Consider the following 22,906-nt stretch of genomic DNA (forward strand, 5'->3'; position numbering starts at 1 on the left):
CCATAACATTGAGGAGTGACACAGAGAACTCTCTGAGATACTAAATGAGCTGCCCGATACTACCAGGGCAGACGAACCACATTCACATCATTGCCTCCCGGATATATCCTAATTTAGCTATAATCTTTCCAGTAAATCATTTCCAAACCACAAGGTCGCTCCTATGGCAAAACATCCTACACTCTTGCAGCACTTTCGCTCTTTCGCGTACCAGAATAGTATCGATGATCTGGATACCGCTTTGGCATACTTTGCTGTATTTGGCGGTACTGGATGGGACATAGACACCTCCAAGAGCGTAGAGATACTCATAGAGGAAAAGGTCCTGCGAAATTATGAGTCCTTGCATCACAGTATGACAAGATACACACATAACAATCCGGTGTATCACAGGCTGCTGTCTATCATTGCACTCGGTGCGGAGTACGAGCATGATGCGTTCAAAAAGGCCAAGATAGGTAAAGAGAGGGGTGAAGAGGCTATAGACTATCTGGAAAACAAAAGTTTGTTGAGATTTGACCTGTCAGTCAAGGAGCCTATAAAGGAGAGTGATGGCAAATCCGACAGGATCCTGTTTGCGCTGCCGTTCATGCGTTTTTGGTTTGGCTTCGTCTCGCAAAACTACAAGAACATCGCCGAGGGGAACTTCGATGAATTTAGGGAGAAATGGCAGCAGAGCAAAGCCAATTTCCCTATTCTGCTGAGTAACCTTCTGATACGGGAACTGGTCAAGCAGAAGGCTGTGGATGATCCCGTCGTCTCTATAGGTTCCTACTATGATAGACATACCCATATAGAGATACTGGCGATCAGAAAGTCTGGCAAAATGCTGGCCGGGGCATGTAAGTATGCCAAGGAGCCGGCAAAACCACATATGCTCCATGCCCTCAAAGAGAAGTGCCAAAAAGCTGAACTTGACATCACCGAGTATGTACTCTTTTCCAAAAATGGATTTTCTCCTGAGATGGAAGAGATCCGGGATGCAGAGATGACATGCTTGTCATATAAAGATCTTTCCTCGCTGCTGGATGATCTGAGTGAGGCAGATCTACTGGTCTACACAAACAGAAAGTACTGATGCATGGCACGTATCGATCAAAAAAACTTTTATCAGAACAATTACGACACCTATGGTGTATTGGCTGAAGGTGTGGCGTGGGATTCCTCTCAGACCCAGAAACGCCGTTTTTCAGCCATTGCCTCTTGCCTGGGGGATGTGAGGCAGGATACGCTTGTCGATGCTGGATGCGGCTTTGGGGACTTCTACCTCTACCTAAAGGAAAAGAAAAATCTGCCAAAGACCTATACCGGCTTGGATCTGTGCGAACCGATGGTCAAAGAGGCTCAGATGCGTACAGGCTGCAAGATAATGCAACGGGATATATTGCGTCAGACACTGCCTGTGGCAGACTGGTATGTGGCAAGCGGGTCTATGAACCTTTTGACACGGTTTGAGACGAAACTATTCATTCAGCGATGTTTTGACAAAAGCCGTAAAGGATTTGTTTTTAATCTTTTGGAAGGAAGGGAGCGGGAAGGAGAGTTCAGTTACTGGCTTCCTTATGAGATCAGGGAGCTTTGCCGATCTCTTGGTGCAAAAGTGCAGATAAAAGAGGGGTACATGGAGGGAGATTTTACCGTGGTGTTATTGGCTTGATGTTATGTGCTTATTAGAGGTATCCTTCAAATATTATTTGTTATAAACCTGTAAAAATTCTATAATTTTTAAAGCCCTGTTCTCCTTTAATGCCATCATAGTCATCTGAGAGGTTAATGGATTTAGTTTTGGATTTGAAGTTTGCTCTGATAAAGTTTTTTTCTCTTCTTGGAGATTTTTGCCATAAGATGTATGGTTATATCACAGATAGAGAATAAAAGTAATGTCAAAATAAAGGATAGGTGTTGGAAATATACTTTTTACAATAGAGGTATACATAAGAATTGTAGAGCAGTTTTACGGGATGAGTCTCCACCTTTCCATAGACAGTCACCCCTGAAAACCCATTCCAAAGACAGACCAATAATTCCATACCATCAATTCTACCACAACCGGTAAAGCATCAGATAAAGATCAGTATATTTCTGTCGGTCTTTAGGTTTAATCTGTATCAATATCATGGCTATAATTTCTATTCTCCAGATAAAAATAAGCACCAAGAAGCAGTTCATCCACTTCTTCAGATTAAATACAGCTGCTGCAAGCAGCAAATTGATCTCATCGCCAATAAATCCTTTGAGATAGTTCCTCTGCATCCTATGGTCTGACTTGACATGACCAATGATGGGTTCAATGGCAGCCCGTCTTCTAAACTTCTTTCGTTTCTGTTCTTTCTGGTATTTGGTATCCCTTTTAAGGGGTGTACCCGGAATGCAGATTTTTGTACCGTCTACCTCTTTTGATTGATCACTTTTGTATAGAGATCAAATGCTTCTTTATGTTTTTCAAGTTATGCTTCATCGAGGTTTCTTGAAATATCCCTGATAAGAATACCAACAATGGTTCCAAGTTTTTTCATGGCAGCTCTGGCTTTCTTGATCTTCTTTGGATGTCTGAAAAATCTAAGGGAAATCCTGTGACCTTTGATCTCTTTGACATAGGTTCTTCTTAATTGTATGCATTCTTCTTTTGCAATGTTGTGTAAATGATGGATCATCTTGATAGCCAGTTTACCATCTGTGGGGTATGTAATATTCTTTTCCTGTACAGTGGTATCGATGATGACCTGTTTCTCCTGGGCATCTTTACCATGAAGTGCAACACTCATTGCAAAGATTGACTCTACCCCTTCTGTTCCGATACGCTGACGGAACTTGACAAGTTCTGTTGCATCACAAGGCAGTGCCGGAACATATTCTGTCATACCGCAGAAGTATTGGTAGTAAGGGTTACGTTTCCATTGTAGAACCACATTCTCATCAGAGAGATTCTCCAACTGTTTTAACAGCAGCAGTCCGACCATCAGGCGGATCGGCTTTGCCGGTCTGCCTTCATCACTGTAGTATTTGGCAAAGGACTCATCGAAGAATTCCCAGTTTATGGTATCTGCAAGGGCAATGAGAGGATCATTGCTGTCAAGCATATCTCGAAGCTGTGAATGAAAAAGATTGGGTTGTGTATTTTTTGGAGTTTGTGGAAGCAATTTTAACACCTGTTTCGACCAGGAAGTGACCTGTTTTTACTATGTTTATTGGTTGAAATTATACCCTTTTATCGCTTCCAAAGTGCCTGTTTTAAGGAGGTGTTTGGGTTTTTAAGGGGTGACTAAATACACATAATGGGTTTTGCAAATGTGAGATTTTGCAAGAGGCTTTCAAGTCCTAGTCAAAGCTAAGACGAAGTTGCAGGTAGCGTAAAAATATTTCTGTAAATTCCAAATCAGCTATGATAAAAAGAAAAAGGAATCATAGCAATGGAAGTAAAAGAAAATAAGATAGAGTTTGACCTGCAGGAGTTGGCACCGCTGTTGATAGCCAATAAAACAGAAGGATTTAGACAGGTAGGAGAGAAGATCCTCAATGCGATATTGGAGAAGGAGTTCGAAGCCTTTATCGGTGCAGGTCGTCACGAACGCAATGAAGAGCGAAAAGATTACCGTAACAGCTATAAAGAACGACAGTTAAAGACAACCCTGGGTCAATTGAATCTGTTACGTCCCTATGCCAGAAGCGGAAAGTTTGAAACCAAACTCTTCGAGAACTATTCCCGGATCGATAAAGCCTTGGTGTCGATGATCGTTGAGAGTTACCTCAAAGGGGTTTCCACCAGAAAAGTAGAAGCAGTGGTCTCGGCACTGGATATTGAACTTTCTCATAGCACGGTCAGTAACCTGAGCCACGAACTGGATGAACTGGTCACAGAATTCAAAACTTCACCGCTAAGATCCTACTATCCCTACTTGTACGTGGATTCACTCTATCTGAAAGTCTTTAACGGTTCACGGTTTGTCTCCAAAGCAGTGATGATAGCCATAGGAGTCAATGAAGAGGGATACAGAGAGATACTCGATATTGCACCAATGGAAAGTGAAGCTGTCTCAACGTATGAAGATTTCTTTGATGGTTTAAAAGAACGGGGAATAAAGAAAGTGGATCTTATTATCTCTGATGGACACAAGGGGATCAAAAAAACTGCCAGTGAAAGTTTCGTAGGCTCAAGCTGGCAGTTATGCTCGGTACACTTTAAGAGAAACCTCATGAAAGTCGTACCTCAAAAGGATATCAAAACTATCCTTGAAGAGATAAATGTGATTCTGCATTCCAAAACTATGCAGGATGCTATTGACTATGCCAGCGGTATGGCTTCAGCCTATGAGATCTCACATCCAAAACTGATCAAATACCTGACCAAGAACCTGATGGATGTACTGACATTTCTGGCATTTCCAAAAGCACATCATAGGAAAATTCATTCTACAAATGTATTAGAGCGATTTAACAAGGAGGTAAAGAGAAGAACGAAAGTGGTAGGTGCTTTCCCAAGTGACAACTCAGTACTACGCCTGTTGGTGCCCCTGGCAGTGGACACCAATGCCAAGTGGCTGGATAGAAAGTATGTTTCTTGGAATAATTTGGTACAATCTGATGAGGCTGAGGAAGAATTTACAGAAAATTTTTGACGCTATCAAGTTGCCCTTTATATAATTTTTGAAATTTAAGTATAAACCAAGCAGACTTTTATTTTTAATTTATTCTAAACTGATAAAATATTTCCAATCAAAAATTGGGGACTATATGAACTTTATCAAAACTCTTTTAACTATAGCTATGCTTTCTACACTCGTAACTGCAAAAAGTAATTTCAAATCTTATGACGACATGTGTGAAAAGCTTGAAACACAGGAATGTGCAAATAATCTGCAGGAGGTCAAAAATCTGCAAATAGCACTCAATACAGACAGGCATTTAAAACTCAATCTTAAAACAGACGGCAAATGGGGTAAAAAAACTAAGCTGGCTGTTGAAAAATTCCAGAAATATTACAACATTTCTCCTGCATTGGGTTATGTCGGTACAAAAACTAAAAATACGCTTGATAAAGTAGTTAAAAATGTCAAGCTTGTAAAAGTTTCACATACGTCTTCTAAAGTAAAACATGCAAAAAAGGATGTCGTAGCTTCAAACAGCTGTTATGCTGATTTTGCGAAACATACTAATTTGAGAAAGAGCTACAAAGTATTTAAAGATCATAAACTTTTATCTAAAGCAAACGGTAAAAACACTATTCTAAAAGTAGATGTAAGCGAACAGAGGGTAAAACTGTTGGTCAATGGAAAAGTCGCACTTTCTGCACCTTGTACTACGGGAGCAAAACATAAACTTGAGCCAAATACAAAAACCTATAGAGATAAACATACACCACTTGGTACATTCAAAATCATGGAAAAGATCGCAGCAAAAAAGTCGACTATATTCGGTGAAATGTATAGAAACGGCAAAAAAGTCTATCATGGTGACAGAAGAAAATACAGAGGACCAAAAGCAAAATATGTTGGTCATACGATGCATCACTGGATGCGTTTAACAAGTGGTGGTGTTGGATTGCATGCAAGTAAATATATTAAGAGACACCCTGGTAGCAATGGTTGTGTAAGACTTCCGTTCAAAATTGCAAAAACAATTTTTTCTAAAGTAAAACCTGGTACGAAAGTAATTGTGGTCAGCTGACCCGATATTCAGTGCCGGTTATCTTCTTATCCTCTGTTGGATGTGGAACGAGCTAAATATGTAGCTGTTTTTTGCTATAATCTTTTCAATTTGAAAAGAAGGGTGTGCAATGCAGGATGTCATACAATGGCTTAAAGACAACGGTAACTTGAAGATCATAGATGAAGCGCTCGATGTGGAGCTGGAGATTCCTCATGTGGCGTATGTAGAGGTAAAAAAAGAGGACTCCCGTCCGATTCTTTTTACCAAACCCATCAACAAAGCCAAGGGTATCGAGTATGATATGCCTGTACTGATGAATATCTTTGCCAACAAAGAGATCACTGAGAAGATATTCGGAAAGCATCCCGACGATGTAGCTGAGGGTATCGAGGAACTTCTCAAGCTCAAACCGCCCAAGACACTCAAAGCCAAACTGGCGATGATCCCCAAACTTTTTTCTCTTAAAAATGTCTTTCCGAAACGGCTGAAATTCAAAGGGGAATGCCAGGAAGTGATCATTCCAAAAGAGGAGGTCGATCTTGACAGACTGCCCATCCTTAAAACATGGGAAGAGGACGGGGGGCCGTTCATTACGATGGGGCAGGTCTATACCCAGAGCCTTGACGGACAGATGCAGAACCTCGGGATGTACAGATTGCAGCAGTATGACAAGAACAGGCTGGGGATGCACTGGCAGATCCATAAAGACGCTTCTCACTTCTTTGACCAGTACCAAAAAGCAGGAAAGAAGATGCCTGTAACGGTAGCAATAGGTGGTGACCCGCTTTACATCTGGTGCGGGCAGGCACCGATGCCGCACGGAATGTTCGAAATGTTATTGTACGGTTTTGTAAGAAATAAAAATGCCCAGCTTGTGAAGTCTATCAGCAATGATATCTATATTCCAAGAGATGTGGATATCGTCATCGAAGGTTTCGTTGACCCTGAAATAATGGAAATAGAAGGGCCATTCGGAGACCATACGGGGTACTATACGCTTAAAGAGCCTTTTCCCGTCATGGAAGTAGAGACGGTCACAATGAAAAAAGAACCTGTGTTCGCTGCAACAGTAGTGGGTAAACCGCCGCTGGAGGATAAATATATGGGATGGGCAACCGAGCGTGTCTTTTTGCCAATGCTCAAGCCGATGGCACCGGACCTCATTGACTACAATATGCCCGAGAACGGTGTGTTCCACAACCTGATACTGGCCAAAATGAAAGTGATGTACAAAGGACATGCCCAGCAGTTCATGCATGCCTTCTGGGGTGTGGGGCAGATGAGTTTTGTCAAACATGCCCTCTTTGTGGGTGAGAATGCACCGGAACTTGAGGAGGCAGAAGCTTTGACAGAGCATATCCTTAACAGGCTCAGTAAAGATAAAATACTGATCACCCAGGGGATCGTAGACCATCTGGACCATTCTTCAAGTGAACAGTTCGTAGGCGGGAAACTGGGGATAGATGCCACGGGTGATGAAGTGGAAGAGGGCGTGGAAGGACTTCTGGACGATGCAACACTGCTTGCCACGATACAGGAGATCGACAGCTCCGTGGTCGGCCTCAAGCAGTATATGACCCATACAAAAAATCCTGTCTGTGTCATTGCCGTAAAAAAAGAACGCTCCCAGCAGAAACTCATGAAAAAACTGCGGGTACTCAAAGCACATATCAGGCTACTTGTTGTCGTAGATGAGGCGAACAATGATCTGAATGATCCCTATATGCTCATCTGGCGTGTGGTCAATAACATAGATGCACAGCGTGATGTGAAACTGAAATCCATCATTGCTATCGATGCGACCAACAAAAGCGAAGTGGACAGCTTTATGCGTGAATGGCCGGGTGATACCTTCTGTACCAAAGAGGTGCTTGACTCTCTTCAGGAAAAGGGGCTCATAGATATTGATGAAGTATTCATAAAAAGGTTTGGACTTTTGCCTTTTAATAAGGCCTGATTTGTGCCGTTTGGCGCCGTGTTCTCACGGCACCAAATATGACCGTTATGGAAACAAAAAATAAAATAAGACTATTTTTATCTCTTTTCCTTCTTTCATTAATAATAGATTAAAGAAATTCCGGTAGAATTCTCACGTAATAAAAATTATCTTTAAGGAAAAAAATTATGTTAGTAACAAAAAAAGCTCCTGACTTTACAGCTACAGCGGTACTCGCTGACGGATCGATCGTAGACGATTTCAACCTTATGGACAACCTGGGTGAAAAAGGTGCGGTTCTTTTCTTCTATCCGCTTGATTTTACCTTTGTATGTCCTTCAGAGATCATCGCGTTCTCACACAGAGCGGAAGAGTTCAAGAAACGAGGGATCAACATCATCGGTGTTTCAGTAGACAGCCAGTTCTCGCACTTTGCATGGAGAGAAACTCCGGTAGAGCAGGGTGGTATCGGCCGTATCAACTTCCCGTTGGTCGCTGACCTTACCAAGCAGATCTCAAGAGACTATGACGTGCTTCTTGACGAAGCGGTAGCACTTAGAGGTTCTTTCCTTATCGATGCTGACGGAACGATCAGACACGCGGTCATCAACGATCTTCCTCTTGGAAGAAATGAAGATGAGATGCTTAGAATGGTAGACGCGATGCTCTTTACCAACGAGCATGGTGAAGTTTGTCCTGCAGGTTGGCAGCCGGGTGACGAAGGTATGAAGGCAGACGCTGAAGGTGTTGCTGCTTACCTTGAAAAGCACGCTGACGAACTGTAAACAACAGTATAGTATATATTCCAGGCTTTGGCCTGGAAAAGTCTGGAAATGATACGCTAGCTTCGTACTTAAGCTTTCTTCTCCCTCCCCCTTTTTGCTTGGGTGCGGAGCTAACGTATCAATTCCTATGATGGAAAGGACAAAAATGACAGATTATGCGGCACTTCTTAAAGAGAGTGGTCTCAAAGCAACATTTCAGCGTATGAACATCCTTGAAGTGATCGAAAAACACGGGCATATGTCTGTTGATGATATTTATGCAGAAGTGATCAAAGTGCATCCATCCCTCTCTCTTGCAACGATCTACAAAAATATTATTTTAATGCAGGAGAACGGTATTTTGGTGGAAGTACCCATTGCCGGAAAAAAATCAAAATATGAACTTGCAAAAATAGACCATATGCATCTTATCTGTACAGAATGCGGAGAGGTTGAAGATATGAATTGTATGACCAGTACGGACAAGATTTTTCATGAATTGACAGAGAAAGAACATTTCAAACTCGACAGACGCCAGGTGAATCTTTATGGGGTTTGTGGATCCTGCCAGAGTGACGTATAGCCTCCTAACATACCTGGAGACAGTATGAAACAGACATCTTTCATATGTATCGGCTTGTTGTTCCTGACTGCCTGCGATGAAAAAGCTATCGTGAATGTATATGATAAAAAAATCCTGAAGACCCCTCTTCCCTGTTTAAAATTGACAGTATTCCCCAAAAATAAAATGATCAGCAAGACTATGGAAAAACTGTACCCTTTTAAGGATAATTGTCCGTACCATCTGGATATCAGCCATAAAAGCGGAATTACCTGTAACAGTACCCAGAATGTACAGACAAAATGCATCGAAGGTTTTCCCAGCAGTTATTTGAATATGGAGGTGCGTAAAGGGTTCTCGCTGAAGTACAGTTACTATGTCGATCTGATGGAAGATATGACCCAAGAGGATGTTGAAAAAGGATTTGAACGTTTAAACAAGGACCTTAGGCTAGATAGTAGGTAGCAAGGAGCAGGTAGGGGGTAAGCAAACCTGCTACCTGAACAGTGCCGACCCCACACGTATCAGGTTCGATCCGCATTTGATCGCCAGGGCATAATCGGAACTCATTCCCATAGAACAGACTGTCGCTCCTTCTTTTTCCAACTTTTCATAAATACTTTGTGTGGTTTCAAAACTCTGCTGAATGAGTTTGGTGTCATCGGTATGTGCCCCGATAGTCATAACACCTTTAAGTGTGATGTTCGGGCAGCTTTCTTTTATCTGCAGATAGATATCCTGTGCTTCTTCCGGAGTGACGCCCGATTTGGTTTCCTCCCTCGCAGAGTTAATCTGAAGCAGGCAGTTCATCTTCGCTTCTTTGGCATCAAGCTTTTTGTTGAGCTCTTCAGCAAGAGAAAGAGAGTCAAGTGATTGCATGAGTGAAGGACGCAGGTCGATGAGGTTGTTGATCTTGTTCTTTTGGAGCCTGCCGATCATGTGCCATTCAAGCGGAAGTTCTTCAAGTGCCGCCATACGGGCTTTGAGCTGCTGCACCTGGTTCTCTCCGAAGGCTCTCTGTCCAAGTTTATAGAGTGTGACAATATTCTCCACTTCAGTGTATTTTCCCACCGCGACAAGCTGTACGATGTGATGCTCGCTGACGGAGATACGCGCCTCTTCTATGTTCCAGATGACTTCATCGAGATTCGCTCTTAAGTGTTCTTTGTCCAGTATCATATTAGCATCCTTTGTCAGTTCTGTGAGGGCACGGCATCCTACCGATATCAAAGCTTTTCATTAAGAAAAGCATACCAAAATTCATAATTCAAAATTCATAATTCATCATTCCTTTTGCAAAGCAAGAGGTTAGCCCATAAGCCGATGGATATCGTTATAAATCCCAAGGAACATCAAGCCGGCAAGCAGTACCCAGCCTGTAACGGTCATATAGTACATGACATTTTCACTGGGTGCTTTACCCCTTAGCATCTCGTAGAGGTTGAACATGATGTGTCCACCGTCCAGTGCGGGGATCGGCATGAGGTTCAGTACCCCAAGGTTCACTGAGATCAATGCTGTAAAGAAGAAAAGTGCCAAAATACCGGCATGGCTCGCCTGTGCCGTGACATCGACGATAGTGATAATCCCTCCGAGCTGGTCTGTACTGACCTCTCCGGTAATGAGCTTCTGTACACTTTTGAAGATCAGGGTACTTGCCTTGACCGTTTCATCCCAGGCATACTTCCATCCTTCGGTAAAGCCGTAGATCACAGTCGTCTGTTTCGGCAGAGGGGTAATACCGATAATGCGCCGTTTGACCATTTCTCCAAAAACATTCTTATCCTCGATCACTTTGGGTTTAAGTGTCAGTGTTTTGAGATGATGGTCTCTTTCGATGATCATCGTGAGTTTTCCCTGTGATGCATTGATCTGCTTACCGATATCTTCCCAGAATCTGATATTTATACCGTTGATCTGAAGGATTTTGTCCTTTTTTTGAAGGCCTGCCTGATAGGCCGGAGAATCTTTGGTGACCTTGTCTACATACGGAAGCAGTTTTGGTACACCCATGTAAGCAATGGCAAGGTAGAGGAGGAAAGCCATCAGAAAATTGGCAAAAGGCCCGGCGAGCAGGATGACAATACGCTGCCATGGTTTTTTGGTATTGTAACTGTCCTCATCGTAGCTGACCTTTGTCGGGTCAGTATCATCCTGGCCTTTCATCCTGACATAACCGCCAAGAGGAATGGCGGAGATGCTCCACTCGGTCTTTCCAATCTTTTTTGTCCAAAGGCGTTTACCAAATCCTATACTGAAGACATCGATTTGTACTCCAAAAAAACGTGCAGCAGTGAAATGCCCAAGCTCATGAAAGAAGATCAGTACGGAAAGAACCAGCAGTGCAACTAAAATACCCATATAAATCCTATGTATCCCTGTCTTTGACGGGATAAATTTTTAACAGATTATATCCAAGTGTGGTAAAAAATTGATATAGATTAATCTTTTGAAATATTTTTTTGATAAAATAGTGAGAAGTTGCTGCTGATTATATAGAAAGGAGGCAGTAATATATTTTGAAGAGGAGTAGTTATGAGTGAGCATAAAGAACAGAATGAAGAACTTGAGGTAAAAGGTGAAGATCTGGAGGAAGCACTGCTTGATCTGGAGGAAAGCGATAAGGTTACTGAGCCTGAAAATGAGACAATAGAGGAAACTCAAGTTCCTGAAAAGGATGAAGAGGTTCAGGCAGATATTAAAAAAAGTGAAGAAGCGGAAGCCTCCGATGAAACAGAAAAGGTTGAAGAAGTAGCAGAAGAAGATCTTGATGCACAGATCGCCAATTTGAACAATCAGGACGCTGCTGGGCTTCTTATCAAAAAGGCAAAGCATATCGTACACGATGCCGAGAATCAGATGGAGGAGTGTAAAGTCCTGCTTTCAGACGATCTGAAAGATTTTGAGATAGCCAAAGAATCTCTCAAAAAAGGCGGTATGGACGAATGTGAAGAGATGCTGGAAACACTGGGATACAGCGGTGCAGACGAGGGTAAGGAGGAAGAAGAGGCTGTTGTCTTTGAAACCAAAGAGGAGGTATCGCCGGTCTATATCCGTGATGTCTCCAGCGGTAAATTCACCGGGTTCCTGCTTGCTCTTATCTTCGGATTGGCTACACTGATCGGCCTTGTTTATATTGCGACGGAAAAAATAGGAATGACGCTCAATCCGAACAATATAGCATCCATAGAGACGCACAAAAGTATCTTGGCAGGTCTTGGTTCGCTCGTAGGCATGAATAATCCGATGGTAGGTGGAGCGATATTGGCCGTTGCAGTGCTGCTTGTAATGTGGATTGTCTACAAGATCCGTGTCAGCATAAAAGCTGCAAGCAATCTTTCTTTCGCCAAAGAGCAATTGAAAAAAGCGGAAGAGTATGCAGCGCTCAAAGGTACCTGTAAAGATGAGATGGACAGCATCGATGCCCATATCAAAGATGCCATCGAGACGCTGAAGAATTATGAAGTGATCCTGCATGAGCAGAAGGGAAAACTCAAGCGGATTCATCATCTGGAAAAAAGTGACGAGGAATCAACACAATACCATGCCAAATCACTCAAAGAGATGGAGGATACCTATGATCTCATCAAGACCATCAAAGAGTTCCTCAACACGCCTATGTCAGAAGAGGGTAAACTCTCAGGTAAGAGTACACTTTTCCTCTACAGAGCGAAAAACCATCTCGATAAGATGATAGAAAGTCTTTATTAAACACTACACTTCCGTTGTACAGGCATCATGCCTGCACAACTTATTGTTCTTTTTATAGAACAGTACATGCAACCCCGCAAGTGCTCAGCGTCTATTTAGCTTTTTGAATTGTGAAGGTAGTGTTTTAATACGTTAAGGACAGCTTCTTCTGTATAGGGTTTGCTGATATACTCATCCATACCTGCGTCCAAAAAACGCTGTTTATCGTACGAGAGTGCATTGGCAGTAACTGCGATGATAGGCGTGCGGGTACGTGCATGTTCCTCTTCTATACTTCTTATCTGTCTTGTTGCCTCTATGCCGTTCATATTTGGCATGTTCTCATCCATAAAGATGGCATCATAGCTATTTTGCCTATAAAGACTGACTGCATCAACCCCGTCATTGGCACTGTCATAGGTTACGCCATACTGTTTCAAAACTGTACCTAGGAGCATTTGGTTAAACTCCTGGTCATCCACAACAAGTACGTGGCCTTTGAGTACTAAGTTGCCAACTCTTTTTTCATCAAGTAGGTTTTCGTCTATAAATAGGTCAGTTTCTTTGCAGGATACTACAGGTACATCAAGATAAAAACGGCTACCTTCCCCTAAAGTACTTTGAACATGTATTTGACCCTTCATCATATGTAAAAGTTTGGAGGAGATAGTCAGCCCAAGTCCTGTGCCTCCATAGCGACGGGTAGTTGAGGTATCCTCTTGCGCAAACGCATGAAATATCTTTTCAAGATGCTCTTTTCCTATGCCTAATCCTGTGTCCTGGACTGCACATTGAAGTATTTGGGTTGTATGGTCATAAGATGCCTGAAGTGAAATACTTCCGCCACTGGGTGTAAATTTGATCGCATTGCTAAGAAGGTTAAGGATCACTTGTTTGAAACGTAACTGGTCAATGATGAGACATTTTGGCAACTTTTCATCGATCTCTTTATGGAGATCAATATTTTTACTCTTGATAAGCTCATCAAAAAGTGTGATCGTATCATCAAAAAGTTTGTGTAGGTCAGTGGGTTGTGGCTCCAGAGTCATTTTGCCACTTTCTATTTTTGAGAGATCCAAAATATCATTGATGATACTAAGCAGTGTCTGACCGGATTTTGTGATGATATTGAATTGTCTGAGCCGTTCCGGGTCGTTCTCTTTTTTGGCTAACTGTTCGACAAAACCAAGGATACCCGTCATCGGTGTACGGATCTCATGGCTCATGTTGGCAAGAAATTCGGACTTGGTTTCTGATGCGATCTGAGCATCTATATTTGCCTGCTGGAGGTCTTTTATCAGATCGAGGTTTTCATAGCGGATCTTGAATCCATCGTTGATCATTTGAAAGTATTTGAGGGAGAGTGAAGTCAAAAAAATGCCATAAATGACTAAAAGTATGATAACGGTAGTGGAGATTTCATTATGACTGGTATAAAACAGATAGGCCAAAGGAGATAAAAAGAGGAAAAGATATACAAGATAGTATTCTTTACGTACACTAAGAGAGGCAATAGCCCCTGATGTGATACCCGTATAGATAAGGACAAGAACAATTTGATCAGCGGGTGAGTTTGGAACAAAAAAAAGAAAACTGCCACTAGCCCATACAAGAGCAGTCAATACTACTCCTATATAAAAAGCCAATAATAGAGCGTCGTGTCTACTCTTCTGGCACTTTCTTTGTGTTTACGGTAGCTATTGGAGACAAATAAACGCATGATGAGTACAGCACTGCTAATTCCAATCCATATGAGTGTCGCTCTAATGTCTAGATGGTCGAGCTCGAGGTAGACAATGAGCAGGGAGAGTATAAATAAAGACAAAAGAGATATTCTTGTCTGATTTTCAAAATAGTCTAACTGATCTTTTAAAAGCTTGTTTGCTTTCACCTTTTTTCTCCTTTGACGGTATAACATAGATATAATATATTTTATCACAGTTTATATTTAAGTAGTACCTTATATTATAAAGAGTGCATTTAAATACAGGGTATCTCTAAAACCTATTATGGGTATGTAGGACTCTCAGGGGGCTTTATAATAATACGTTTGAACTGATAGACCCAATTAAATGCGCTTGTGCTACATACCATAAAACTGGAGGAAGAAAGGCCTTAAGTTATTCTTTGTTTTGAAATGATCAATGCACTTAGAATTCCCGTCATGGAAGCAAGAAATACGATAGTATAACCTGTGGGAAGGTCGTAAATATATGATATCGTCATAGAAAGTATAATGATGATCGACCCGATGATCCAGGCAAAGACGAGAGGGTTGAACCTACGCTGCAACAATGATATAAATGCGGGAACAATAAGCAGTACGAAAACCACCAAAACCCCTGCAAGCTGTACGGAAGATGTAACGGTCAGCGCCAAAAGACCAAAGAAAAACATCTCTTTTTTTATACCTGACAGTGACTTGCGAAAAAGATAAAAAAGTAGAGCGATACTGCTGTAAAGTATCAACGGCTCCCAGAGGTCCGATGGCATAGTGAAGAGAATATCGGTTGCCTGTAGTTTGTTGAAAAGCTCTGTTCCCTGTGTGGTATTGGAGAGCAGTACGATGATCGCACTTGCCCCCAGAGCATAGAGCATGCCGATAAAGGCTTCGATATGTTTGACACGATAGGTTGCGGTAGAGATGAGAAATGCACCGATCAGGGCAAAGAGCAGGGTAAGCACAAAGGCATATTGCCCATCAAAGAAGAGGAGGCTGAGTGCTACACCGATCGCAGCGAACTGACCAATGGCAAGATCGGTAAAGATTACGCCGCGTTTGATGATCTCCAGTCCGAAAATAGCATGGATAAAGACCAACAGTATTGCCAACGCAAAAGCCGGCCAAAGTAATGTGATCAGTGACATAGTCTCTTCGCTATAAGGTTATAAAAGTCTTCAAGTGTCTTCGTGCCACTGACAGCACCGACATCGTGTGGCAGTATAACGACCTTTGCTCCTGTTTTGGCTGCAATGAATTTGGCAGTCCTCTTCTCATGATATGCATCTTGCAAAATGGTGCCGATATGTTCCTGTCTCATTTTCGTGATCAAAGCCATGGTATGTTTGGAGCTTGGAGAAATGCCCGGAAGCGGTTCTATGGTTCCAACATATTTGATACGGTAACGTTTGAGAAGATAGTTGTAGAGCTCATGGTACTGTACTACTTTTTTACCGCTACATGCTTTCATTTTCCGGTCAAATGTTTTGAGGTACTGTTTCCATCGTGCGGTAAAACGGGCAAGGTTCTGTGCATACACTGAGGCATTCGCCGCATCGAGCTTGGAGAATTTTTTTGCAAGATAGCGTGCAATCAGAAGCACGTTGTGCGGATCGGTATCGAAATGGGGATTACCCTCCGGGTGTACGTCCCCATAGGCGCGTGAAACGGCTTTTGGTTTGTCTATGAGATGAATGGTACGACTGACGTCGACAAAGCCTTTTGCACCGATACGGACTTTGGGATTATTCGCACGCTTTATCAACGGCGGCAGCCAGCCTATCTCCAGTCCAGCTCCATTGGCAACAAGCATATCGGCACGGGCAATAGCAGGAATGAGGGAGGGTTTTGGAATGATAAAGTGAGGGTCGAATTTTGCAGAAGCCAGTATTTTTACTTTAACGTGCTTACCTCCTACCACTTCGGCGATCTTGCCAAGATAGGGATAACTTGCAACTACATTGAGTTTTGCAAACAGCGATATAGAAAAGACAAGAGTCAGTAAAATAATTTTTTTCATGAGGTTCTCCTAAAATGCATGTGCGCCGTGTGCGCCTGCTTCAACAGTGAATTCCAATAATATCTCGGAAATATTTTTACGCTGGTCATTATCCAAGCCAAAAGCTTTTGAGCGATCGTAAGCGTACTGAAGTCTGAATTTTGTAAATTCGAATGGTTTATACTCCAACACGGCTGAAATACGGTCAAGGTCATCCGGTTGTGTAGCTATATTTTTGAAAAGAGAGTCGTAGCGTATACCACCTGCCCAGTTTTCATTGTATTGGTAGTACAGTTGTGTGTAGTAGCCGGACTGTTTTTCTTTATCGGTAACGGTTGTTTTGTTGCGGTAGAGCAGTTCGGATTGCCATGTGAGGGAACTGTAGCTGTCCAATGTCGTTTTGACTGTCAGGTCAGCACCGTAGACATCTGTATCGAGTCCCTGGTCATTTTTGCCGTGTAGAATGGAAGCTCCGGCAAGGAGTGTGCTTGTGTCACTTATATCAAAACCGCTTTTGAGATAGCCTATATACAGATTGTTCTTTTCTGTGTCTCCGAAGCTCACATCATTGCTGCCCTGCATCGCTTCAAATCCGGCCATTAAATAGGTATCGGTAGGAAGTACCCACTGGAGTTGCACTCCTGCATCATTAACACCTTCAGGACCGAAAAGTGCTGCAAATACGAGAGGTTGTGAAGTAAATTTCCAGGCATGCTGGTGTATGGCATTGATACGTCCGAACTCACTTCTGAATTTACCCATTTTGGCACGAAGCCCGTACGGCATACTGCGGGTTGTTATGTAAGCCTCTTCCGTTTCGAATTCATCTGACTGAAGATGAAAGATCGCATCCGCATCGAAGTAGGGACCTACGGTAGAGTGCAGAGCGAGTTCTGCATAGTTAAAGTTGAATCCCCGGTTTTTGTTGAACGGAATTTCAGTTTCCTCATTAGGGTTATATCCAGTGAAGCCCGGGATGTATTGTGTTTCATAGGTACTGTTGTTTACATTTCGTCCTACTGCCGAGCCGTCAAGAATGAGAGCGATATCAGGTAGAAAAGATTTTTGGTCGAATGTCTGCGTATTTTGTTGTGATGATACTGTATCGTCTGTTTCACCATACGCTTCTTCCTCTGCAGACGGTTCGGTTTTGGCCAATTTGGGTTCTTTTCTTTTTACTGTTGCTTGTTTCTTTTCTTTTTGCACAACATGTTGTTCTTTTTCTGTAGTTTCTGCTGCAACACGTGTCTGTTTCTTTTCAAGATCTTCGACACGTTTTTGCAGTGCCTGTGTTGTTTTGATCTGTTGTGCCAGGAGTGCTTTCAGTTCCTCCAGTTCGCTCTGCGCGAAAAGGCTGACGGAAGCGGCCATGGACAATAGAATGATTTTTTTTGTCATAGGGGTATTTTCCTTATATACATTGAATAGGGAGTACAGGCCTGTTATGAATACAGAACATCTGCCTCACAACAGGCATATCAATATTGGTATGGGTTATATGAATTTTTCAGGAAAATAACGGGGGAGCGTGTGCGTCAAAACCTTTAAAAGTTTCGAAAACAAAGAGGGATTGATATAGTGCTATTTTTTGATAAAGAATACTGTCTATAAGAGGCAGGGTAACAGAGTCAGGTGTGTCGCCGTTATGAAGATTTTTGACAACGATACATACTTTACAATTATCATGGGATGCAAGTGCATCGTGATGTATATGTGTCGCTCCGAGATAGGACGAGAAAAGATAGAAAAGAAGAAGAAAATGTACGATACGTTGTTGAAACCGTTTCATACATTTCTCCTTTTTTTATAGAAGTATAGCTTATTTTTGGTTTTTTTCAAAAGCTATGAGCACAGACATACATGGATACGGCAATAACGATAACGATGAGGTAGCTGTGACAGATACCTTGATGTGTATGAGGTTTGAGAGCTTTTTTACGAATGTAATATATGGGTAGGTATCATGTATCTGTTCCCCTCTTTGCGCTAGAAGTGATTTAATATCAAAATTTTCACTATTGTATGGACAATGGGCTAATGTGTCATGGCACTTAGATTTCAGTCTAAGTGCCATTCCTTGTCCAAAGGAGAATACGGTTGGACTTACCTTTCATATCAAAAGTGCCAAAAGTTTTAAACTACTGTAAACTGACCCATCATGGCATTATTTTCATGCTCTAAAAAGTGGCAGTGATACATGTATGGTACAGTTGCATCAGTATAATCAGTCATCTTGACCAGGAGTTTGACAGTTTCGTTGCCTTTCAAGTAGACTACATCTTTGTACCCTTTTTCATTTTCAAGTACATTTGCAGCACTGTCGTTACGCTCAATAACTCTGAAATGTGTGGCATGAATATGGAAATTGTGATCCATACCCATCATATTGTTTACTTCCCAGATCTCAGTATCTCCCAGAGGAACCACTTCATCTATTCTCTTCATATCCATCGCTTTTCCATTGATGGTAAATACCATGTTTCGCATACCGAGATTGAATTTTCTTGTATTTGTGACAAGTGATAGGTCTATAGGGTCAAGCTCTGCAAGTGTGTTTGGCAATGAAGTGACTGCTGTAGCATCTTTACTCACATTGACTGTCATAAATGTTTTATTGTTTTTGTATTCATGCAGTGTAAAAGATGCTCCAGAGTCATTGCTTAAATCTACAACAATCTCTGCTCTTTCGCCTGGAGAGAGTACAAGACGCGTCATAGAAACAGGGGCTTCCAAAAGAGAGTTGTCTCCACCTATTTGTTTAAAACTTTTCCCATTTGAGAATCCTAAGTCATAGACTGAAGAGTTTGAACCATTGAGAAGACGGAAACGGATCTCTTTTGCTTCTGCTTCAAAAGTTGGTTCTATCGCACCATTAGTGATAAATACATCTCCTATATATCCTCTGGAGATTTGCATCTGTGTCGGACTGTAATCCAAGGCTGTTTTATCTGCTGTGAAGAAACGGTCCTGAAGTACCACAGGAATATCGTCAATACCATATCGGTTTGGAAGGTCTAAAGTTTTACTCTCATCATCTTCAATAATGATCATTCCTGCCAAGCCCTGATACACATGATGTGGTGTCTTATGATGCGTATGCGGGTGATACCAGTTTGTACATGCATTCTGATTTACGGTATATTGTGCTGACCATGTTGCCCCTGGAGCTATTGTCTGGTGCGGTGTACCATCCATATTGGCAGGTACATGCATACCATGACCGTGCATAGTGACTTCTTCAGAAAGATTGTTTGTATAGTTCAACGAGACATTATCTCCATTTGTAAGTAACAGTGTAGGTCCGAGGTAGGTGCTGCTAATGGAAAAAGTATTGGTGAGGATACCATCAAAAAACTCATGTTGGGCTTTATTTACATTGAGGTCAAAGTGTTTCACACCATTTCTGTCGATAGGTTTAATGAGTGCAGGTATCGGAAGTGCCTTTGGAGCGACTGCCGGTGGAGGGGTAGCAGTACCGCTTTCTCCATCATTTCCCCGTCTTTTCCATCTTCTCGCTTCAGCACCCTCTGTCCCGATAAACAGATACATTGCTGCGATTCCACTAAGTCCTAAAAAATTTCTTCTTTTCATGTTATATCCTTTTTTATAGTTATACAAGAAGTTTAACCCAACAAAATGACGAAAAAGTGATGCCAATATGAAAAAATTATGAACAGATTGTTTCTTGTGCGGATTAAAAAAGTAGGAGATGAAGTGTAAAAAAGAACAGCTGTGGATCACTGTTCTTTTTTATGATATTCTGATCTTAGGGGTCTACAGTTGTATTGTGATCATCATAGTCAGAATATTGTTTCTAATCATCATCATAGTGGTTCCAAGTACCGTCACGGTCATCATCATCCATATGGTCAGACCTGCTCTTGTTGTTATCATTATCTATATAGTCAGGCTTGCTATTGTTGTCATCATCATAGTGGTTCCAAGTACCGTCACGGTCATCATCATCCATATAGTCAGGCCTGCTATTGTTGTCATCGTCATCAAGTACGTTGGGTATGCCATCTAGGTCATCATCCTCGTAAGCATTACAGGTACCGTCATCATCTCGGTCGTCATAACTATCCACCATACCGTTCTGGTTACGGTCCATTACCGGCATATCGTTCACCGTCATATTGTCCGTAGGTATTTTAACATAGAGACAGTCATCAATAACATGGTCTCCGTCCACATCTTTGACATCACTGTATTGCATAGGAAGTGGGATATGCCCTATATTCATATCTTCTGTAACCTTAAAGGTTTTACCTGTTGTATTTCCTGTGTCAAAACCAACCTGCGTGATGCATCGGTTTGCAGGATCTTTCTCATTGGTCGTCATTATCATCGTACAGTTTGTATCTGTTGGGATGTTGATTTCGAACGGATGCTGTGATGTTCCGTTGTTGTTTGAAGTCACCTGTGCATAATAGCTGTCTTCACAAAATGCTTCGATGAATGTACCCGGTACGGTACCGGAAACAGTTGCCATTGTGGCAGAAGTTGCCGTACCTGCCGGGGTGGAAGATCCTCCTCCGCTGCAGCCGATGATAAATGGCACTACCGCTGAACCTAAGCCAAAATTTTTTATATACCCTTTCATATGAGTCCTTTTTATTGTAGTTGTACAAGCCCAAAGACTTATACTTATGAAAACTATAACTTATAGATATGACGAAAAAGTGATGCCAATATGAAAAAATTATGAATGGAAGGTGATCATAGTGATATATCTGTTTTTATGATGCTCCGTGGTCACTGTAAAATTCAGCTTCTCGGAAAGGCGTTTTATGATCTTTGTGCCGATCCTGGTCGATTTGAAGAGGTTGTCCTCCTTGTCTTTTGGGATATTACTGATGATAAGCGTTTTCTTCGCCGCATCAATGGCCATATCAATAGTGGTCCCTTTTTTGGTGTGTATTGATACATTTTCATACATCGCCTGGATCACCTGTAAAATGGGTTTCTTGTAGGAGTAAATGGTGAAGTCCTCACGCCAGTCTGCATCGATGGTGATCTGGTTGAGTTCGAGCAGAGGCTGGAATTTCTTCTGCATATCTTCAAAAACAGCTTTCATGGAGATATCGCTTTTATGGGTGTTTTGTATATCGAGCTCCACCCCTTCGAGAAAAAGGATATCCTGAATGATCTCTTTAATACCCTCTATGTCTGTATTGGTCTCCTTGACATACTCTTTGACGGTATCAGGAGAGGTATCGTTGGCCAGTGAAGAGAGTCTCGCCTGCATAATGGCGATGGGAGACTTCAGCTGATGGGTGATCTCCTTGAACATGTCATGCTTTTTTTCATACAGCAACTTGTTTTTTTTGAGCAGATTGAGGATCGCCATACGCAACTCCTGGATCTCGTAACTGTCTGAAGGGCATTGTGTCGTCGTATCTTTTTCCTGTTCGAGGTTATGACAGGAGTTTACCAGGCATTTGAGCGGAGAGAAGAGCTTTCTGTGTAAAAGATAAATGATGAATGTAAAGAGAATGGAGACAATAAGAAAGACATAGAACAAAATGTATCTCATATTGTTCAGTTGACTCTCAATGTATTTTTTTGACATGGAAAGCTGTATATAGGAGCCGTCTTTTAAAATCAGTATTTTTTCATATTCTTTGTGCCTAATGTCTTCTTTTCTGGTAAAGTAGTCCACATTCACAGAGGCAAAATCATTGTTGAGGGTACAGAGTGTACACATTTTCTGACTCTGGGTATTACAGGTATTAAAATTTTTATTTTTTATCTCTTGGCTTGTCAGGTGTTCGAGAGAGTTTGCAATGAATTTCAGGTTGTCCCGGTACTCACTTTTCAAGTGGTTTTCATAGACATTCAAAGAAACCGTGGACATTAAAATAAGGGCACCGTAAAGGCTGCCCAAAAGCAGCAGAAGGGTTTTATTTTCCAAAGAAGGTCTAAAAAAGTTCAATCATATATCCTCTCGTCTTAAATGTCTTGATGATATCAACGGGCAGTTTTTTTCTGATCTTGCCGATGGTTACCGTTATGGTGTTGGGCAAAATATCGTCAGGATGTGCATAAAGTGCATAGATCAACTCCTGTGCCGTGAAGAGTTTGTTGGCATTTTCCAAAAGGAAAAAAAGAAGTGCGTTCTCTTTTTGGCTCAGCAGGATCATATTGCCTTCATAATGGATCTGCTTGTTGGCCATATTGAATTGCAACCCTTTATAGCTGACCTGCTCGGGAAATTTTTTCCGAAGCTGTGCATTGATCCTTGCTGCCAGCTCCCTGACATCAAAAGGCTTCTCAAGATAGTCATTTGCTCCAAGAGAAAGTCCCTTTATTTTATCATCCACTGTACTGTAGGCACTTGTTATGATAATACCTGTATCTATATTTTGAGCATGAATGAGCCCTATTGCCATAAGCCCTATATCTGCATCATTGATATTTCTGTCCAGGATGGCGATATCATAATGATGCTGCTTCAGATATGCTTCAATATCGTTTAATGTGGAGACATGGTCGATAAGATAATAATGCTCAAGATACTGCATGACCAGCTTGGCAAGTTTGTCATCATCTTCCAGATATAATATACGTTTCATAATATACTTTTCCC

Annotated in this window: 22 protein-coding genes and 1 pseudogene; 9 read left to right on the forward strand and 14 right to left on the reverse strand. The window is 41.8% G+C overall.

Annotation, left to right across the window (positions count from 1 at the left end):
• The first annotated feature begins 163 nt into the window (after nucleotides 1–163).
• Both SUN_RS03885 and SUN_RS03890 read left to right on the forward strand, forming a co-directional pair.
• Nucleotides 164–1,078: a DUF234 domain-containing protein gene (locus SUN_RS03885; RefSeq protein WP_011980438.1), complete on the forward strand. Its 915-nt coding sequence runs from the start codon at nucleotides 164–166 to the stop codon at nucleotides 1,076–1,078.
• Between the two features lie 3 nt (nucleotides 1,079–1,081).
• Nucleotides 1,082–1,657 (forward strand): class I SAM-dependent methyltransferase, encoded by a 576-nt coding sequence (locus SUN_RS03890; RefSeq protein ID WP_011980439.1) that lies wholly within the window; start codon nucleotides 1,082–1,084, stop codon nucleotides 1,655–1,657.
• A 509-nt stretch (nucleotides 1,658–2,166) separates the two neighbouring features.
• Here the strand turns inward: SUN_RS03890 and SUN_RS13750 are convergent.
• Nucleotides 2,167–2,307, reverse strand: a pseudogene (locus tag SUN_RS13750) (transposase); the annotation flags it as partial.
• A 140-nt stretch (nucleotides 2,308–2,447) separates the two neighbouring features.
• Nucleotides 2,448–3,140 (reverse strand): transposase, encoded by a 693-nt coding sequence (locus tag SUN_RS03895; RefSeq protein ID WP_050748034.1) that lies wholly within the window; start codon nucleotides 3,138–3,140, stop codon nucleotides 2,448–2,450.
• 270 nt (nucleotides 3,141–3,410) lie between these two features.
• Here SUN_RS03895 and SUN_RS03900 point away from each other — a divergent pair, with 270 nt between their 5' ends.
• The 6 genes from SUN_RS03900 to SUN_RS03925 all read left to right on the forward strand — a co-directional run bounded on the left by SUN_RS03900 (nucleotide 3,411) and on the right by SUN_RS03925 (nucleotide 9,373).
• On the forward strand, nucleotides 3,411–4,616 hold the full coding sequence (locus SUN_RS03900; protein WP_011980440.1) for an IS256 family transposase: 1,206 nt from the start codon (nucleotides 3,411–3,413) through the stop codon (nucleotides 4,614–4,616).
• A 115-nt stretch (nucleotides 4,617–4,731) separates the two neighbouring features.
• Nucleotides 4,732–5,664: a L,D-transpeptidase family protein gene (locus tag SUN_RS03905; RefSeq protein WP_011980441.1), complete on the forward strand. Its 933-nt coding sequence runs from the start codon at nucleotides 4,732–4,734 to the stop codon at nucleotides 5,662–5,664.
• Nucleotides 5,665–5,773: 109 nt separating this feature from the next.
• Nucleotides 5,774–7,603, forward strand: coding sequence for a menaquinone biosynthesis decarboxylase (locus tag SUN_RS03910; RefSeq protein WP_011980442.1), 1,830 nt, complete (start codon nucleotides 5,774–5,776; stop codon nucleotides 7,601–7,603).
• 167 nt (nucleotides 7,604–7,770) lie between these two features.
• Entirely contained in the window at nucleotides 7,771–8,367 is a 597-nt protein-coding gene (locus tag SUN_RS03915; protein WP_011980443.1) for a peroxiredoxin, read from the forward strand.
• Nucleotides 8,368–8,512: 145 nt separating this feature from the next.
• A complete protein-coding gene (locus SUN_RS03920; protein WP_011980444.1) occupies nucleotides 8,513–8,929 on the forward strand; it encodes a Fur family transcriptional regulator in 417 nt (138 codons plus the stop codon).
• A 24-nt stretch (nucleotides 8,930–8,953) separates the two neighbouring features.
• Complete coding sequence (locus SUN_RS03925) at nucleotides 8,954–9,373, forward strand: hypothetical protein (protein WP_011980445.1); 420 nt, start codon at nucleotides 8,954–8,956, stop codon at nucleotides 9,371–9,373.
• Between the two features lie 30 nt (nucleotides 9,374–9,403).
• On the opposite strand, the gene SUN_RS03930 is transcribed toward SUN_RS03925, so the two are convergent.
• Together SUN_RS03930 and rseP are read right to left on the reverse strand one after the other, a co-directional pair.
• Nucleotides 9,404–10,087 (reverse strand): YggS family pyridoxal phosphate-dependent enzyme, encoded by a 684-nt coding sequence (locus tag SUN_RS03930; RefSeq protein ID WP_011980446.1) that lies wholly within the window; start codon nucleotides 10,085–10,087, stop codon nucleotides 9,404–9,406.
• A gap of 129 nt (nucleotides 10,088–10,216) precedes the next feature.
• Nucleotides 10,217–11,269 carry an RIP metalloprotease RseP gene (rseP, locus tag SUN_RS03935; protein WP_011980447.1) on the reverse strand — a complete coding sequence of 351 codons (1,053 nt, stop codon included), beginning with the start codon at nucleotides 11,267–11,269 and terminating at the stop codon, nucleotides 10,217–10,219.
• Between the two features lie 174 nt (nucleotides 11,270–11,443).
• Between rseP and SUN_RS03940 the strand changes: the two genes are divergently transcribed.
• Nucleotides 11,444–12,619: a hypothetical protein gene (locus tag SUN_RS03940; protein WP_011980448.1), complete on the forward strand. Its 1,176-nt coding sequence runs from the start codon at nucleotides 11,444–11,446 to the stop codon at nucleotides 12,617–12,619.
• A 95-nt stretch (nucleotides 12,620–12,714) separates the two neighbouring features.
• On the opposite strand, the gene SUN_RS03945 is transcribed toward SUN_RS03940, so the two are convergent.
• The 10 genes from SUN_RS03945 to SUN_RS03990 all read right to left on the reverse strand — a co-directional run bounded on the left by SUN_RS03945 (nucleotide 12,715) and on the right by SUN_RS03990 (nucleotide 22,892).
• Nucleotides 12,715–13,941 carry a response regulator gene (locus SUN_RS03945; RefSeq protein WP_148154636.1) on the reverse strand — a complete coding sequence of 409 codons (1,227 nt, stop codon included), beginning with the start codon at nucleotides 13,939–13,941 and terminating at the stop codon, nucleotides 12,715–12,717.
• A 287-nt stretch (nucleotides 13,942–14,228) separates the two neighbouring features.
• Nucleotides 14,229–14,489 carry a hypothetical protein gene (locus SUN_RS03950; protein ID WP_011980450.1) on the reverse strand — a complete coding sequence of 87 codons (261 nt, stop codon included), beginning with the start codon at nucleotides 14,487–14,489 and terminating at the stop codon, nucleotides 14,229–14,231.
• 224 nt (nucleotides 14,490–14,713) lie between these two features.
• A complete protein-coding gene (locus SUN_RS03955; protein WP_011980451.1) occupies nucleotides 14,714–15,466 on the reverse strand; it encodes a metal ABC transporter permease in 753 nt (250 codons plus the stop codon).
• Nucleotides 15,457–16,338: a metal ABC transporter substrate-binding protein gene (locus SUN_RS03960; protein ID WP_011980452.1), complete on the reverse strand. Its 882-nt coding sequence runs from the start codon at nucleotides 16,336–16,338 to the stop codon at nucleotides 15,457–15,459. The genes SUN_RS03955 and SUN_RS03960 overlap by 10 nt, the downstream gene beginning before the upstream one ends.
• A 9-nt stretch (nucleotides 16,339–16,347) precedes the next feature.
• Nucleotides 16,348–17,715, reverse strand: coding sequence for a hypothetical protein (locus SUN_RS03965; protein ID WP_011980453.1), 1,368 nt, complete (start codon nucleotides 17,713–17,715; stop codon nucleotides 16,348–16,350).
• Between the two features lie 109 nt (nucleotides 17,716–17,824).
• Nucleotides 17,825–18,106 (reverse strand): hypothetical protein, encoded by a 282-nt coding sequence (locus SUN_RS03970; protein ID WP_011980454.1) that lies wholly within the window; start codon nucleotides 18,104–18,106, stop codon nucleotides 17,825–17,827.
• Nucleotides 18,107–18,450: 344 nt separating this feature from the next.
• Nucleotides 18,451–19,908, reverse strand: a complete 1,458-nt coding sequence (locus SUN_RS03975; protein ID WP_011980456.1) for a multicopper oxidase family protein — start codon at nucleotides 19,906–19,908, stop codon at nucleotides 18,451–18,453.
• A gap of 223 nt (nucleotides 19,909–20,131) precedes the next feature.
• Entirely contained in the window at nucleotides 20,132–20,920 is a 789-nt protein-coding gene (locus tag SUN_RS12960; protein ID WP_011980457.1) for a hypothetical protein, read from the reverse strand.
• Between the two features lie 99 nt (nucleotides 20,921–21,019).
• Nucleotides 21,020–22,252 (reverse strand): sensor histidine kinase, encoded by a 1,233-nt coding sequence (locus tag SUN_RS03985; protein WP_011980458.1) that lies wholly within the window; start codon nucleotides 22,250–22,252, stop codon nucleotides 21,020–21,022.
• Complete coding sequence (locus SUN_RS03990) at nucleotides 22,239–22,892, reverse strand: response regulator transcription factor (RefSeq protein WP_011980459.1); 654 nt, start codon at nucleotides 22,890–22,892, stop codon at nucleotides 22,239–22,241. The genes SUN_RS03985 and SUN_RS03990 overlap by 14 nt, the downstream gene beginning before the upstream one ends.
• Nucleotides 22,893–22,906 lie beyond the last annotated feature (14 nt).

Origin of the sequence: Sulfurovum sp. NBC37-1 (genome assembly GCF_000010345.1) — a bacterium.
Taxonomy (GTDB): Bacteria; Campylobacterota; Campylobacteria; order Campylobacterales; family Sulfurovaceae; genus Sulfurovum.

Bases quoted from the DNA above. Each gene is read 5' to 3' on its own strand.
- SUN_RS03885 (WP_011980438.1), top strand. From the start codon at position 164: ATGGCAAAACATCCTACACTCTTGCAGCACTTTCGCTCTTTCGCGTAC.
- SUN_RS03890 (WP_011980439.1), top strand. From the start codon at position 1,082: ATGGCACGTATCGATCAAAAAAACTTTTATCAGAACAATTACGACACC.
- SUN_RS03900 (WP_011980440.1), top strand. From the start codon at position 3,411: ATGGAAGTAAAAGAAAATAAGATAGAGTTTGACCTGCAGGAGTTGGCA.
- SUN_RS03905 (WP_011980441.1), top strand. From the start codon at position 4,732: ATGAACTTTATCAAAACTCTTTTAACTATAGCTATGCTTTCTACACTC.
- SUN_RS03910 (WP_011980442.1), top strand. From the start codon at position 5,774: ATGCAGGATGTCATACAATGGCTTAAAGACAACGGTAACTTGAAGATC.
- SUN_RS03915 (WP_011980443.1), top strand. From the start codon at position 7,771: ATGTTAGTAACAAAAAAAGCTCCTGACTTTACAGCTACAGCGGTACTC.
- SUN_RS03920 (WP_011980444.1), top strand. From the start codon at position 8,513: ATGACAGATTATGCGGCACTTCTTAAAGAGAGTGGTCTCAAAGCAACA.
- SUN_RS03925 (WP_011980445.1), top strand. From the start codon at position 8,954: ATGAAACAGACATCTTTCATATGTATCGGCTTGTTGTTCCTGACTGCC.
- SUN_RS03930 (WP_011980446.1), bottom strand. From the start codon at position 10,087: ATGATACTGGACAAAGAACACTTAAGAGCGAATCTCGATGAAGTCATC.
- rseP (WP_011980447.1), bottom strand. From the start codon at position 11,269: ATGGGTATTTTAGTTGCACTGCTGGTTCTTTCCGTACTGATCTTCTTT.
- SUN_RS03940 (WP_011980448.1), top strand. From the start codon at position 11,444: ATGAGTGAGCATAAAGAACAGAATGAAGAACTTGAGGTAAAAGGTGAA.
- SUN_RS03945 (WP_148154636.1), bottom strand. From the start codon at position 13,941: ATGATCAACGATGGATTCAAGATCCGCTATGAAAACCTCGATCTGATA.
- SUN_RS03955 (WP_011980451.1), bottom strand. From the start codon at position 15,466: ATGTCACTGATCACATTACTTTGGCCGGCTTTTGCGTTGGCAATACTG.
- SUN_RS03960 (WP_011980452.1), bottom strand. From the start codon at position 16,338: ATGAAAAAAATTATTTTACTGACTCTTGTCTTTTCTATATCGCTGTTT.
- SUN_RS03965 (WP_011980453.1), bottom strand. From the start codon at position 17,715: ATGACAAAAAAAATCATTCTATTGTCCATGGCCGCTTCCGTCAGCCTT.
- SUN_RS03970 (WP_011980454.1), bottom strand. From the start codon at position 18,106: ATGAAACGGTTTCAACAACGTATCGTACATTTTCTTCTTCTTTTCTAT.
- SUN_RS03975 (WP_011980456.1), bottom strand. From the start codon at position 19,908: ATGAAAAGAAGAAATTTTTTAGGACTTAGTGGAATCGCAGCAATGTAT.
- SUN_RS12960 (WP_011980457.1), bottom strand. From the start codon at position 20,920: ATGAAAGGGTATATAAAAAATTTTGGCTTAGGTTCAGCGGTAGTGCCA.
- SUN_RS03990 (WP_011980459.1), bottom strand. From the start codon at position 22,892: ATGAAACGTATATTATATCTGGAAGATGATGACAAACTTGCCAAGCTG.